Origin of the sequence: Acinetobacter sp. A1-4-2 (genome assembly GCF_040233925.1) — a bacterium.
In the GTDB taxonomy this organism is placed as follows: domain Bacteria; phylum Pseudomonadota; class Gammaproteobacteria; order Pseudomonadales; family Moraxellaceae; genus Acinetobacter.
The window spans coordinates 760,388-775,590 of record NZ_CP157981.1; the positions used below are offsets into that span (position 1 = coordinate 760,388).

The 15,203-nt window shown below is 43.0% G+C and carries 10 protein-coding genes and 1 pseudogene; 5 read left to right on the forward strand and 6 right to left on the reverse strand.

Translation table 11 applies throughout. The features are described from left to right. Positions 1-132 precede the first annotated feature (132 nt). Positions 133-1,116 (forward strand): hypothetical protein, encoded by a 984-nt coding sequence (locus ABJ384_RS03715; protein ID WP_349928921.1) that lies wholly within the window; start codon positions 133-135, stop codon positions 1,114-1,116. 609 nt (positions 1,117-1,725) lie between these two features. On the opposite strand, the gene ABJ384_RS03720 is transcribed toward ABJ384_RS03715, so the two are convergent. Beyond that, positions 1,726-3,171, reverse strand: coding sequence for an amino acid permease (locus tag ABJ384_RS03720; protein ID WP_180042448.1), 1,446 nt, complete (start codon positions 3,169-3,171; stop codon positions 1,726-1,728). A gap of 417 nt (positions 3,172-3,588) precedes the next feature. Beyond that, positions 3,589-5,091 (reverse strand): PLP-dependent aminotransferase family protein, encoded by a 1,503-nt coding sequence (locus tag ABJ384_RS03725; RefSeq protein ID WP_300043262.1) that lies wholly within the window; start codon positions 5,089-5,091, stop codon positions 3,589-3,591. Between the two features lie 307 nt (positions 5,092-5,398). Here ABJ384_RS03725 and ABJ384_RS03730 point away from each other — a divergent pair, with 307 nt between their 5' ends. The 4 genes from ABJ384_RS03730 (at position 5,399) to ABJ384_RS03745 (ending at position 11,017) form a co-directional block, all read left to right on the forward strand. Further along, the gene (locus tag ABJ384_RS03730; RefSeq protein ID WP_349928924.1) at positions 5,399-6,682 is read left to right on the forward strand and encodes a Glu/Leu/Phe/Val dehydrogenase; all 1,284 of its coding nucleotides are present in this window, start codon (positions 5,399-5,401) and stop codon (positions 6,680-6,682) included. Between the two features lie 145 nt (positions 6,683-6,827). Continuing rightward, positions 6,828-8,009, forward strand: a complete 1,182-nt coding sequence (locus ABJ384_RS03735; protein WP_349928926.1) for a hypothetical protein — start codon at positions 6,828-6,830, stop codon at positions 8,007-8,009. A 280-nt stretch (positions 8,010-8,289) separates the two neighbouring features. Then, positions 8,290-9,549, forward strand: coding sequence for a 4-aminobutyrate--2-oxoglutarate transaminase (gabT, locus tag ABJ384_RS03740; RefSeq protein ID WP_349928928.1), 1,260 nt, complete (start codon positions 8,290-8,292; stop codon positions 9,547-9,549). Positions 9,550-9,568: 19 nt separating this feature from the next. After that, positions 9,569-11,017 carry an NAD-dependent succinate-semialdehyde dehydrogenase gene (locus ABJ384_RS03745; RefSeq protein ID WP_166167687.1) on the forward strand — a complete coding sequence of 483 codons (1,449 nt, stop codon included), beginning with the start codon at positions 9,569-9,571 and terminating at the stop codon, positions 11,015-11,017. 515 nt (positions 11,018-11,532) lie between these two features. Here ABJ384_RS03745 and ABJ384_RS03750 read toward each other — a convergent pair. The 4 genes and pseudogenes from ABJ384_RS03750 to hcaE all read right to left on the reverse strand — a co-directional run. Next, positions 11,533-11,762 (reverse strand): annotated as a pseudogene (locus tag ABJ384_RS03750) (FAD-dependent oxidoreductase); the annotation flags it as partial. Next, positions 11,755-12,720 carry a 3-carboxyethylcatechol 2,3-dioxygenase gene (locus ABJ384_RS03755; protein ID WP_349928930.1) on the reverse strand — a complete coding sequence of 322 codons (966 nt, stop codon included), beginning with the start codon at positions 12,718-12,720 and terminating at the stop codon, positions 11,755-11,757. The gene ABJ384_RS03755 and the pseudogene ABJ384_RS03750, both read right to left, overlap by 8 nt. A gap of 153 nt (positions 12,721-12,873) precedes the next feature. Further along, a complete protein-coding gene (gene hcaF / locus ABJ384_RS03760; protein WP_180042443.1) occupies positions 12,874-13,392 on the reverse strand; it encodes a 3-phenylpropionate/cinnamic acid dioxygenase subunit beta in 519 nt (172 codons plus the stop codon). Continuing rightward, on the reverse strand, positions 13,389-14,756 hold the full coding sequence (hcaE, locus tag ABJ384_RS03765; RefSeq protein WP_166167679.1) for a 3-phenylpropionate/cinnamic acid dioxygenase subunit alpha: 1,368 nt from the start codon (positions 14,754-14,756) through the stop codon (positions 13,389-13,391). The genes hcaF and hcaE overlap by 4 nt, the downstream gene beginning before the upstream one ends. Positions 14,757-15,203 lie beyond the last annotated feature (447 nt).

Here is a 15,203-nt window from a genome sequence, read left to right on the forward strand (position 1 = left end):
TCTAATCGCATAGATCTATGACTTGAGCATGGTGTCAATTTAACTCAGTTATCAAAATTTATCGGTGTGGTATTTTGTATGGTTAAAATATTTAGATAGTAGGTTTAATTGACGCCATTGGAGTTTTGAAAATTGTTTAAAGAAAAAGCAGAAGATATGGATCAATGCCTGTTTGAAGATATTCCTCTTAATAGAGATTGCTATTTAGTAAGCGATATTTACTTGCAAGGCTTCGAAGAGTCATTTCGTAAAATGATCAAAGGGGAAATAGGTGTAAATTTTGAGGTTGGTGGTGTAAGTCCAGTAGCTGTCAGAAAAGTAAATAGTAATTCACTAGATCTCTCTTGGTATCCCAATACTTATACACGGTTTCATGAGTTATCAGTAAGTTTGCCTCGAGATAAGTTAATAAAATGTGTGGATGGATGGCGATATGATTTGAAACCATACATATTTGTTGACCATGAATGGCATGAGCATCTTTATACAAGAGGATATTCGATATTTGCATTAATTGATGCAATTGGTGTGCGAAATGCTATAAGTAATAATGAACTCTCAAAAAGTAAGCTAATAGAGCTGAGGGATAAAATAGATAGTTTGGCAGAGATGGAAAAAGATATCTCTTTTATTTCTTTCGCAGATAGTTTAATTCTGAAAACAAATTGGGATGTCGGCTATTTTGATAAGGGGATAGAATATTCATATAAGCCAGAGAAAATGCTATATGTAATAAAAAAGCTTGAGAGTATTTATCAAGAGGTTCTAGGTCTGAGAATTTATGCAGTACTTACTCAAGGTAGTAACGAATATTTTGGAGAACCTTTGCTTCATATATCGAAAAATCGAAATCATATTTGTTTAAATAGTTTGGGTATTCCATTTGCTGAACTTATGGCTATTGAAAGTTCCGCAAAAAGTGCAATAAGGGCTGGTATACATCCTCCAATGCAGCTTTATGTGGATGAGCAATTTTATCACTCTATTCAATTTAAGTTTGAATTTCAGAAGAATGACAAGCCTAGAAACAGTTATTCGGCTATTATGAAATCAACTCATTCAAATTATTATTATGCATCTTGTGATGACTTACTGGAGAATATCCAGAGTAGATAGGCTAAATATGCAAATGGGTTTGTATGGTATTTTGTATGGTTAATTAATTAAATATACTTTATTAAAATCAATTATTTATTTTGTTAATTTAATTGATGACACCCCACCAAATACCTAACAAGACATGGCAAAATATGCCAAGTCTTAAAACGAAAAGGCTTGATTCTTAACGGATCAAGCCTTTTTTTATGCCTGTATATAACTGAGCTTAACCGAGTATATGAGTTTGTATCATATCGTGTATCATTGATAAGTAATTGAAACTACTGTGATACACAATAAAGTGTTCAGATATTAAAAGCGCCCTTTATCAGATACCGTATTAGAAAATCTAAAATATGAAGATAAGGACTATCAGGAACTTGATTTTGTTCGCCATGTTATCTAAGAAAAAAAGATCTATAAAATGGGAGATTATTTAAGGGATTTTAGGCAGATGATGCCCGACTATTGAGAACGTTGTTACTATTTATATCCGATAAAAAGAACAGCAGTTTTTGAATGATAAAAGATCTTTTATTGTTATTGGTAGGTGAAAGTTTAGATTAACGATTCACCTACCAGCCGGGTCTGATTCTGTCCCCAAGATTTATTTTATCAGCTTGAGCGTTAAATATTGTCGCTCAGGTTTATTCTATTTTGCGAAATTTTTTTTTGTGAATCTTTACCCCAATTGAATTTTTGTGCACAGATGCCTAATCCCACAATAAAGAGTGCAAGCAAGCTGGTATAAGTCACTTCTTTGAAATATGTTCCTTCAACCAGCATGGTAATCAGGGCACCAATAATAAAGAAGATTGCCAGATAAGTCAGCCAAGGGAATAACCACATTTTAAAGTCAATCACTTGTCCTTCCGCTTCTAATTTCTTACGCATACGTAATTGAGAAAAAGCAATGGTGAGATAGACATAGAGTGCCGCTGTACCTGTCGCTAACATAAAGATGTCGTAGACATTCATACTTTCAGTGGCCGTCAGGTAGGTTGCCAATAAAGCGAATGATGATGACACCAGAACACCCATCCAAGGACTACCATTACGGTTGATTAAACCAAAGCTTTTCGGTGCATCGCAACGTTTTGACAATGAAAACAGCATGCGTGAACAGGTATAGAGTGCAGAGTTAAAACAGCTACACACTGAAGTCAGAACCACAAAATTGACAATGTGTTTTGCTTCTGGAATACCGAGTGCAGTTAAGGTCACACTATAGGTTCCCCAAGTTGGGTCTTTGAGTAGTGGATTGTTATGTGGAATGAGGCAGACGGTAATAAGCATTGAACCAACATAGAACAACATGATACGCCATACCACTGAGTTCGATGCTTTACGGATTTCACGTGCAGGGTTTTGTGATTCTGCAGCAGCCACCGTCACAATTTCAGCGCCAATGTAGGCAAACATAACCCCGAGTAATGCCGTGATTACCGCAGAGAAACCATTGGGCATGAAACCTTCAGCGGTTAAATGGGTAATACCTGTCGCACCTGCTTGGCTCCATGGCCATAAGTGCATGACGGCCAAGCTACCAATGACTAAGAAAATAACAATTGCGATCACTTTGATCAGTGCAAACCAAAACTCAAATTCACCATAGTTTTTGACATTTTGTAAGTTAACGACAACCAATGACACAATCACTAGGAGCATGTAGCCCCAGATGGGGATAAACGGAAACCAGCTGTTGAGAATTTTACCTGCGACATACGCTTCCCAGCCCATCAGTAAGGCCCAAGAACACCAATACAGCCAGCCAATGGTAAAACCTGCCCAGCGGCCAATTGCACGATCAGCATAGGTTGAGAATGAACCGCTATCCGGGTTGAGAACGGCCATCTCACCCAGCATGCGCATGATTAATAGAATGAGCAATCCACCAAAAGCATAGGCCAAAATTGCAGCGGGACCTGCCGAGTAGATTACATTACCAGAGCCAATGAACAGTGAGCCACCAATTACCCCGGCAATCGAGATCATTGTAAGATGACGTGACTTAAGTCCACTCTTTAAGCCGTGTGATGAATCGGGCGTGGAGACATGTTGATGTTCTGCCATATAATTTCCCTTAATATCCATAGTGCAACAGCAATAGAGCTCTCTATCTTGTGTACACTATCTATCCTTTGAAACTGTAACCGAATTCGCAATCACTTCATTAATTTTAAGTTAAACTTAATAAAGCCGATGTTTCTATAAACACATGAAAAATCACACTTTGATTACAAAACTGTTACATGCTGTTTATGTATGCTGCTAATTTCTCTTTTTTGTTGTCAGGTGACGAGAGCCATTTTTTAGCTATTGAAGGGAGCCAATTGCTTTAAAAAGGCGAAAATTACAGAAAGAAATGTTTACAGAAAAATAAAGACTAAATAAAATGAAGTGGCCATAAAAGGTTTTACTCCTTGTTTAAAAACCGGCCAATAATATATTGATTTTAAAAATAAAATTTTAATTAGAATCTGAATTTTACTAGTTTAAAGTATGAATTCCATTGTCGCGCAAGCATTTCAACAGTACGCCGAAAGCCACCAATATTTCTTGTTCCCTCACGCAGGCGAAACCGAGCAGTAATCCTTTCTGCCGGGTAGAATAGTGCTTGGTATAGTATTGCGATAGGGCTCTGACCTTAATACCTTGATCAAGTGCATTCGATGCAATTAGGACATCATCACTGCTGCTTGGCAGTTTTAAAATCAGGTGTAGGCCTGCTGCCGTGTTGTATTCGTGCAGAAAATCTTCACCTAAATGACGGTGAATTAAATCAATCAGAAATGCATGGCGTTTACTGTAGAGTAAGCGCATGCGTCGGATATGCGCCTCATAATGGCCTTCACGGATAAATTCTGCCAGTGCCTTCTGATCAATTAAATGTCCACCGCGATAGAGTTCTGCGGCCACAATGCGCAGCGGGGAAAACAGTTTCTTCGGAACTACCAGATAGCCGATACGCAGTGCAGGATAAATGGTTTTGCTGAATGTGCCCATATAAATGACCGGGGAATCAGGTTCCAATCCTTGTAAAGACGGATAGGGCTGGCCTGAAAACCTGAATTCACTGTCATAATCATCTTCCACAATCCAGCTTTTATGCTGCCGGGCAATTGCAATCAGCTGTTTGCGTCGTTCCAGGCTTAGATGTGAACCTAGCGGATACTGGTGGGAGGGTGTAACAAAGATCAGCTTGGGGGGTACTTTCGGATCAAGATCAGGAATAATGCCTTCCTGATCGACCGGCAGTGAACGCAGATTGACCCCGTTAATGCGCAAAATGTTGCGGGCGCCCCAGTAGGCTGGATCTTCGATCCAGACTTCATCGCCAATGTCGCTCAAGGTACGGGAGACTAGATCAATCGCCTGATGCGTGCCTTCGGTAATAATGATTTGATCGGCATCGCATTGCACTGAACGTGCAATTTTCAGATATTCCGCAAGTTCTTGGCGCAGTTCCAGACAGCCGCCTGCATTGCTGTAAATCAAGCGGGTAATTTCCGGTTCACGGCTCAAACGGGTCTGAATTTTGCTAAAAATGTGATGCGGAAACTCTGTCACATCCGGAGCACCTGGAACAAAAGCACCCCATTGATAAGGCGAAGCTGCTGAATAGCCGATTAAGTAAGAACCACGCTGAGACAAGCTGTAACTTTGCTGAGATTTTTTTTCTTGAACAGGGGCATTGCTATTTTCCGCCTTGACTAAAAAGGATTCGGGCAGTTTATCTGTGACCCAGGTGCCTTGTCCTGTGCGGGCATCGACATACCCTTGTGCCTGTAATTGTTCATACGCGCTTAATACCGTATTGCGGGAAACCTTGATCTCTTTGGCCAGATCGCGGGATGCCGGCAGACGAGTCTTGGGTGCCAATACGCCGTCAATTATGGCATTGCGTAAGCAGCGAAATAATCGCAGCTGCAATGTTCCATCGATATCTTGCTGTAATCGCTGCAGCAAATAGTCTCCAAGCAAGCTACGCAATTGGCTCTCTCCTACAAATTCAAAGTGGCTCTCGTGAGAGCGATATCGGTATGTGCAAAATAATCTGGTCAGGCAGTAATTGTAAAGTATCCCGTTGTTGCGCAGTGCATGTAAATACGGGCCTGTAAACGGCAGGCAATATACACATATCTTGGTTAAAGCCAAAGCGAAAAATCCAAGCTGAATGTTTTAGCTCAGATCACGCTGGCTACAGAGCTGGATCAATAAATGCCGACAAGCAGAGATAAATTTATACTTTTTGCGGTCGCAAGGAAATGCGTCTGCATACAAAAAACAGGATCATGCAATGAACACAATGATGAAGGGGCTTACCTATACCGAGCACGGTACGACGGCCTGGAACAATTATCTGAAACAGCTGGATAAAGTGGCTCCTTATCTGGGTGAACTCAACGAAAGACTGGATATGTTGCGACGCCCGAAGCGAAGCCTGATTGTGGATATTCCGGTAATTATGGATGATGGCAGCGTTCAGCATTTTGAAGGTTATCGGGTTCAGCATAATTTGACCCGCGGTCCGGGCAAAGGCGGTGTGCGCTTCCATCCTGATGTCAATTTAGATGAGGTGATGGCACTGTCTGCATGGATGACGATTAAGTGTGCGGCACTGAATTTACCTTTTGGGGGTGCCAAAGGCGGTGTACGGGTTGATCCAAGCCAGTTATCCAAGCGTGAACTAGAACGATTGACACGCCGTTATACCGCAGAAATCAATTTGGTTATTGGGCCGCAAAAGGATATTCCGGCACCGGATGTAGGGACAAATCCACAAATTATGGCCTGGATGATGGACACATTTTCCATGAATGCCGGTTCTACCATTACCGGTGTGGTGACCGGGAAACCCGTGCATCTTGGCGGTTCTTTAGGCCGCAGTAAAGCCACAGGACGTGGCGTGTATATTAGCGGACGTGAAGTGGCTCAGCAAATTGACCTGGATTTAAAGGATGCCCGGGTGTGTGTGCAGGGGTTTGGTAATGTCGGCAGCGAAGCCGCCTTGCTGTTTCATGAAAATGGCAGCAAAGTGATTTGCGTACAGGATCACTCCGCAACCCTATATCAGGAACAAGGGATTGATATTCCCAAGTTAATGGAATATTCAAACACCTATCACAAGATTCAGGGGTTTGCTGCAAGCGACGAAATCGCGATGGCAAAATTCTGGCAAATTCCCGCAGAAGTGTTTATTCCTGCGGCGCTGGAAGGGGTGATTGATGTGCATGTTGCTCAAACCATTCAAGCCAAGATCATTTTGGAAGGGGCCAATGGTCCGACCCTCACTGAAGCGGATGAAATCCTGAGTCAGCGTCAAATCATGGTTGTACCGGACGTGATCTGCAATGCCGGTGGCGTGACCGTCAGCTATTTCGAATGGGTACAAGACCTTGCCAGCTATTTCTGGACAGAAGAAGAAATCAATCAGCGCATGGACGTGATCATGAAAAATGCCGTGCATGACGTTTGGCTTAAAGCCACGCAGGCCGGATGTTCTTTACGTACCGCAGCTTATATTTTGGCATGTGAACGGATTCTGATGGCTCGCCAAGAGCGCGGCATCTATCCAGGTTAAGGGTAGGGTCTCTTGCAGGATGCAATATTTGACCCGGCATAAGTTTGCATATTTAACGCCTTTGCTGATTCCATTTGGTCAGAAATTTTGCTTTTGCCAGCGACCTGGTTTTGAAGATTATTATTTCTTTTTTGGGGCTTCTATAATGTCGCAACGTTTTTTAGTGAAACCATTTTCGTTCTGTGCGCTTGTCGCCAGTGCCATTACGATGTCTGCCACTGTGCAGGCAGATTCGCTTTCTTGGGGAGATGCCGATACCGATTTAGGTAAACTGACCGTATCGGGGTGGCTACGAGCAAATTATCAGGATAAAGATTATTCGGACAGTGACCATAAATTAAAGTTTAATGCAGCAAAGCTCAGCCTGAAATACGATGCCAAGTCATTGTTCGGCGATGTGGAATACCGTTGCTATCAAAATGATACCCTGTGTGATTTTTCAACCTTGGTGAATGCCAACCTGGGCTATAAGCTGAATGATGACAGCCGCATCACCTTGGGTCTGCAAGATATGCCTTTTGGTATTGGCCGCTTCTGGAGCAGCAGCTGGTACGGCAGTTCAATGGACAATGCCGGACTGGAAGATGTGCATAATCTGGGTATTAACTGGCAGCAGCAGCTAGGTACAAATACCAAAGTCAATGTGGCTTATTTTGTGCGTGATGGTGGAAGTTTTGCCGGCACTGGTGACGATGCGGCACGTTATGCAGCCAATTATGTCAAGCCGGAAGATGCCAGCACCGATGACATCGAAGAAAAAAACATGTGGGTTGCACGTATCAATCAGCAGATTCCGCTGCAGGACAGCCCGGTTAAACTGAATGTTGGCGGCTCGTACTGGTATTCAGATTTGGAAAATAACCGCAATGGTCAAACCGGGCATCGCAATGCATGGAATGTGTTTGGTCGCTTAAACTACCAGAATGCAAACCTGACCCTGACTGCCGGACAGAATCGCGCAGATACCCAGGCTGTAGATAATCCAGATTATGCGACGGTAGGTTCTTTTGAATCGAAGTATCATGTGGCCAATAAAGCCAATTATTATGTGGCGAATCTAGATTATCAAATGACTGATTTTTACAAAGATTACGATCTGACGCCTTATGTCAGCTATACCGTCTTTGATAAAGACAAGTCCGGTTTTGCCACATCCACACGCAATATTTTGGGTGCTCAGCTGGATGTTAAGCAGTTTTCGCTGGCAGCCGAATATATCATCGGTAAAAATGATGTATTCATTGGCGGTGATGCCGGTTCTTTGGCGCAAGGAGATGCAGCAGGCCATAGCCGACTACTGAATTTACTGTTTATGTACAATTTCTAAATTTTTGCTTTCAGTTATTAAAATGGCACCTTGTGAAAAGGTGCCATTTTTTTATGGTGTAATTTCAAGTTTATGATTTATATTTAATTATTATGTTTTTTGATTTTTTAAATCCTTGGGATAGGGTGAATTGGCTCTGTCTATCTGATTCAAAGTGGCTCTCGTGTCAGGCTGATAAAAGCGCAAAATGAGGAAGATCAACCAGTCATTTGCATATCATCAATCACATGATATGGATGCCAAAATTTTACACTGTATGAATCAAGAATGAGGATACAAAATGGACAGTAAACACTCTGCACTGAATGCACGTAAACAGCAAGCGACGCCTCGTGGTGTTGGTGTCATGTGTCAATGGTACGCGGAGAAAGCAGAGAACTCGACAATTTGGGATGCTGAAGGCAATCAATATATCGATTTCGCAGGTGGTATTGCGGTACTGAATACCGGTCATCGTCACCCTAAAATTATTGCTGCTGTTACTGAACAATTAACAAAATTTACCCATACAGCCTATCAGGTTGTACCTTACGAAAGTTATGTCTCTCTTGCTGAGCGTATCAATGAGCGTGCACCGATTGACGGCCCTGCAAAAACCTCATTCTTTTCTACCGGTGCTGAAGCGGTAGAAAACGCAGTTAAAATTGCTCGTGCCTATACTGGCCGTCACGGCATTGTGACTTTTGGTAACGGTTTCCATGGCCGTTCATTTATGACCATGGCCATGACGGGTAAAACGGCCCCTTACAAACGTGACTTTGGGGTAATGCCAGCGGGTGTTTTCCATGCACGTTATCCGGTAGAGTCAAAAGGCATTACTGTGGACGATGCCATCCAAAGCATTGAAGACATTTTTGCTGAAGATGTGGCGGCACATGATGTGGCGGCAATCGTACTTGAGCCTGTGCAAGGTGAAGGCGGTTTTAATGTTGTACCGGCAGAATTTTTAAAGCGTTTACGTGCATTGTGTGATCAGCATGGTATTTTGATGATTGCAGATGAAGTACAAACAGGCTTTGCCCGTACCGGTAAACTGTTTGCCATGAATCACTACGAAACCAAAGCAGACCTGATCACGATGGCAAAAAGCCTGGGCGGTGGTTTCCCGATCTCTGGCGTGGTTGGTCGTACTGAAGTTATGGATGCCCCGAATCCTGGCGGCTTAGGCGGTACTTATGCGGGTAGTCCGATTGCCGTTGCTGCAGCACATGCAGTTATTGATGTGATTGAAGGTGAAGGTCTGTGTGATCGTGCCAATGTCTTGGGTGCGGAACTGGTTTCGGTATTAAATAACATTAAAACCAGCAGCAATGTAGTTACTGATATCCGCGCGCTGGGTTCAATGGTTGCAGTAGAACTGGAAACGGCTGAACAGGCCAAAGCGGTGCAAAACTATGCAATGGCAAATGGCCTGCTGATTTTAACCTGCGGTCGTTCTGGTAATGTGATTCGTTTCCTATATCCTTTAACCATTCCAACAGCGCAATTCCGTGAAGGTCTGGCTATTTTAGAACAGGGATTTGCAACTTTAACTGCATAAGAATGAATGAGGGATTGAAATGCTTCCAGATCATTTGAAATATTTATTACAGCATCCGGATGTTTGCTTGGATCAGCCCTTAAGTGGCGATTACATCGAAGTAAAAGATGCGGCAACACATGACACGCTGGCATGGGTGAAATCCCATGACCGTGCATCGGTAGAACAAGCAATTGCTCGTTCACAGACGGCACAGAAGGCATGGAAAGCACAAACAGCATTACAACGTGCTGATGTGCTGTGGGCCTGGTTTGATTTGATGCAGGAAAATAAAGAGTCATTGGCTCAGATTTTGACTGCTGAACAAGGTAAACCTTTAGCTGAAGCGCGCGGTGAGATTGCTTATGCCGCCTCCTTTATCCGCTGGTTTGCTGAACAGGCGCGCCGTATTGACGGTGAAGTGCTGACACCAACACTGCCGAATCAGCGCTTGCTGGTCATCAAACAGGCAATTGGGGTCACCGCTGCAATTACGCCGTGGAATTTCCCTGCAGCCATGATTACCCGTAAGGCTGCGCCTGCAATTGCTGCCGGCTGTTCTATGCTGGTTAAACCGGCTGAGCAAACGCCATTAACAGCCTATGCTCTGGAAGTGCTGGCTTTGCAGGCAGGTTTACCACAAGATGTATTGCTGCACATTAGTGGCGATGCCATTGAAGTGGGCAAAACCTTGTGCGAAAGCGACACAGTGAAAAAGCTGAGCTTTACCGGTTCGACTCAAGTCGGCCGTATTCTGATGCAGCAATGTGCGCCAACCATCAAAAAACTGTCACTTGAGCTGGGTGGCAATGCGCCAGTACTGGTTTTTGATGATGCCAATCTGGAGCAGGCGGTTCAGGGCATTATGGTCAGCAAGTTCCGTAATAGCGGTCAAACCTGTGTCTGTGCCAACCGTATTTATGTGCAAGATGGCATTTATGATGCGCTGGCTGAGAAATTGACTGCCGCTGTAGCCAATTTAAAAGTGGGTGATGGCCGTCAAGACGGTTCCACTCAAGGTCCGTTAATTGATGAAGATGCAATTGCCAAGGTGCAGTCGCATATTGCAGATGCAGCGAGCAAAGGTGCACAGATTAAAATTGGTGGCCAGCGTTCAAGTCTAGGCGGCACTTTCTTTGAGCCTACCGTGCTGACTGAAGTAACCCAGGACATGAAAGTGGCTAAAGAAGAAACTTTTGGTCCATTGGCTCCATTATTCCGCTTCCATACGGAAGAAGAAGCGGTGGCGATGGCAAATGATACCGAGTTTGGCTTGGCTACTTATGTATTTACACAGAGTACAGCGCGTCAATGGCGTGTCGGTGAAGCATTGGAATATGGCATGGTCGGAATTAATACCGGTGCTATTTCTAATGAAGTTGCGCCATTTGGTGGTGTGAAGCAATCTGGTTTAGGACGTGAAGGTTCTAAATTCGGTATTGATGAATATCTCGAAATGAAATATCTGTGTGTAGATTTATCTTCATAATAAATGCTACATCAACCAGTTAAAAATCAGCCCTGCCCATTCAGGGCTGATTTTTATACAATAAAAACTGTTTAAACTTAACTCACACAGCAGTTAAAAAATATTTTTAAGCAACATGATTTGTCTATATCAATAACTGGAATTGATTGTCTGCCAAATATCTTTATTGGCTAAAATTATTCTGATTCTAGCCATGAAAGAAGAGTTTCCATTTCTTTTCTTGTAAAGGGGTCCGGTATTTCAACTTGAACCTTACGGTTTTTGATTTTATTCATTGGATTTTTAGAAATAACATTATTCTTTACGGCCACTTCAAATACATCTCTTAAGGGAGTTGCACAGTTGTTAAAAATTTTAGCTGTTTGAAAATGCGTTTTTTTCTGGTCACTATAGTTTTTCTTCTGTTTTAGACCTTTAGATTAGAATTTTTGTGGCATCTACAATCCCAACATTCCAATCAATACCTTCGCCTTCAGACAACTTTTTCGGCAAATTGAAAAGTTTGGGCGGCTTGGCTGCACTATGGGAACCAGTGCCGGTGATTCTTCCAGAGTACGTAGGGTAAAATATGTTTGCCCAGCGTATCGAAGTTTGGTAGATGACGTGCTACACCTTCAATTGCAAGCAAAAGCTTGTGATAAGCAACACCGTCACCATTTTGAAGTTCAACCGTATGCGCTTCAGCGTTGATTTTATTTACGCTATTGCCACGGATGGTTTCGATGTTGCTCATGTCATTAAGCTTTTAACTCAGCAGATACGATGCCGAAGCCCGCGATCCACTCACTGATTTCTTCATAGCAATGTGTCGTCATGTCATATTCGCCCAGTTCGCTCAAGGCAGCAAATGCAGCCATCCAGGCACGAACTTCCTGACCACCACGGCCACCGTCACGGCGGATTTCCGCTTCAGTCATGGCTTCCAGTGCAGCGAAATCTGCATTTTTGAATTTTTCAAGCAATGCCAGATCCCACTCAGGGTTTAGAGGCACAGAAATGCTCTTGTCGCCTGCAGCCAGACGCTGACCGACAGAAATCACGTTCGCCTGACGGGCATTACGTGCTTCAGGTGTCGGGTTACGGCCCGCAATCAGGAACTCTTCCACTTCTGGTGGCACAGAACCCATTTGCGGAGTCGGTGGATCGTGTGACAAACCACCGGTACCCAGGACAAGTACACGCTCATTTTCAAGGTTTAAAGATTTGATAAACTGACCTACAGCACGGCCTAAAGCGATGGTACGCTTGGTGGTGGGCATGGGTGCTGCAGCGCCATTAATAAAAACCGGAATTGTTGGATAACGGTCAAGCTGACCTTCACAGAGGAAGTGTAAAGGCTGGGTTACCCCATGGTCAGCTTGCATGCGATAAGAATATGCAACATCCACACCTTCATCCAGTACACTGCGAACCAAAGCCAGTGCCTTGTCTTGAGGTACATTCAGGTGGTCATTATCTTTACCATAGTCCCAGTCACCTGCAGCCTTGGCACGAACACCGACACAGAAGCTTGGCATCAGGTCATAGAAGAAACCATTAAAATGGTCAGGACCAAAAGTAATGATCAGGGTAGGGGCATAAGCTTTTACTTCAACTGCCAGTTTGGCAAAGGCATCACGAACAACCTGTTCTTTGCGTTTTTCCTGAGGTGAAGCAAATTCCATTAAAGGGCTATGAGATGCACAAATAAGTTTAATAGCCATAAGAGACTCCTTAAAAGGAAGGCAGCCTAAGAACAGGCTGCCGATAAGTCCGTTTTGATCAGACTAGATTTTTATTCATCAAAGCATCTAGCATACAGCTGACGTAAACTACGGATATCTAGACTGTAACTTGACAAATAAAAACCTTATTCATCAGAAGAACACACTCAGGTTATGTGAGGTATAGGTCACTTGGTCTAGGGTGATTTTGCGGTCAAAAATTTGCCAGCCTAAACCACCTTCAACTTTACGGATCTTGTCGTGACGTTTACCACAGTAAATCGTAATATCTTTCTCTTTTTGAGAACGGTAGAGCAGATAAGTCACGTATACGTCGTATTCGCCTGCAACTTCAGTTGGTTCAACAATCACGTTGCTCACCATGTGAGTGGTACGTGATGGAGGCTCTTCCGCCCAAGCCATACCCGTTTCCAGACGCGCTACACGACGCTCTAACAGATGTTTGTTGTCATTGAACACCCAAGTTGTTGGTGGCTCAACTGAACGGCGACGGTCACGGGTTTGCGCGTTTGGCGTGGTACGCAGGACGTAAGAAACGTCGTCTGCCATAACATCTAGCCATTCGCGGAATTTCCAGTCATCCAGCAATTTTGCTTCACGATAAAGAAACTGACTGATTTCGTAATGAAGTTCCACACTGATTTGACTCATTTCACAAGCTCCTTCTCATATGCTTCAGTTGCTTTCTCAACATCTTCCCATTCTTTATGAATCAGCAGGTCTGCCCAACGACGATAAAAACCACGTGCTGCTGTTTCAGAGAAAATATAGCTGGTGATACCAGGGACACCATCTTCACGTACTTTTTCGCTGCCTTTACCCATCTCAACGATCAGTTTGTTTTGACGAGCTTTGTAACCACGTAATACTTTTTGAATTTCTACCCAGTTTTCAGAGTCATCTTGCTCAAGGAAACCAGCAGGACCGAAAGCACGGGTTGCAGAACGTTCAAATGCATCTTTTACGTCTTGTGGTGCATCAGCATCACAGATACAGAATGCCCAAACTTCAGTTTTGTTTGGACCACGTGGGTGCCATACACGAAGTGTTGCCGTACCGTTTAACCAAGACAGTGTCGGGAACATGGTGTTGTGACCTGCTAGACGCAGTGCACGGGTTTCACCTAAACGTTCTTTTACTTCTTCGTAAGTTTCACGGAAATAGTTTGCTACTTCACCGTCTACCCAAACGTTTGCATCTGGTTTTTCGGTGAAGAAGAAGCCTGAACCATGGCCACGTGAACCGAATTGGATCGCGTCTTTCGCTGTTTCCCACACTGGACGGGCTGTTTGTGCTGCACCAAGGTGTTTAGATGCATCATCGTCCGGTTTTGCACCAAGCACCTGTACTGCAGATGCATGAGAGAACAATGCGTGGTATTGGTCAGATGCGAACTGTTCAGCAGCAAATTTCCAGTTACACTCGATTTCCCACTTGTGTACACCACCAACAATCACTGTACCACCAGGGCGACGATCTAGAACACCATCTAAATACCAAGCCATATCGCCCATGTATTCTTCTAGGTCAGGCGTTGTTTCATCCCAGCAGCCAAATACCAGGCCTTTGTAGGATTTAACACGGGTTACTTCAAGTAATCCCCATTCTTTTTTGCAAGCCCCTTGTGGGTAAGCACGCTCTTCAAGCGGGATGTCTTTCAGTGAACCGTCAATACCGTATGACCAGCCGTGGTATGGGCAAGTAAACGCACGGGTATTACCACAGTCAGCAAAGCTCACGCGCATAGCACGGTGACGACATTGGTTTAAGAATGCTTTGACTGAACCGTCTTTTTGACGTGCCACGATAATCGGGTCTTCACCCATGTAGGTGTTAAAAAAGTCACCGGCTTTAGGAATCTGGCTTTCATGGCAAAGGAATAACCATGTACGACCAAACACGCGTTCAAGTTCTAATTCGTATAAATCTGGATCTGTATAAATAGATGGAGTAATACGTCCATTTTGTGCATCGACTAAAGCGTCGATTTCGCGCACATCAATTTTTCCACTCATGAAAAGCTCCTGCGACCAATCTTGGCACAAAGTAATAGACTTAACTTTTCAACGATGATGAAATTTTCGGGCGTATTTTAGGAAATATTTTATTTATTTTAATTAATATATTTAATGGATTATTATTGTGGTAATAATTCCTATTAAATTGCTCGTGATTATAATCTGTTTTTTAATTTAATAAATGTATTTTTTAGTAATTCATACTAAAATACTAGTATTTAAAGTGTGTTGTTTTTAATTTAATTAATATTATTTAATTTGAATGTTGTTTTTTTAATTTTTTATTGTTTATTTACAAATACTTAATTTAATATTATTTATTTTTATTGATATGTTTTTTCATTGTTTTTCAGGAATAATTCCTACTAAATTACTCATATTTTGGATGTGTGATTTTATTTTAATTTTTGTATTTGCAATTATAATTAAAGTAGTAATTCCTAC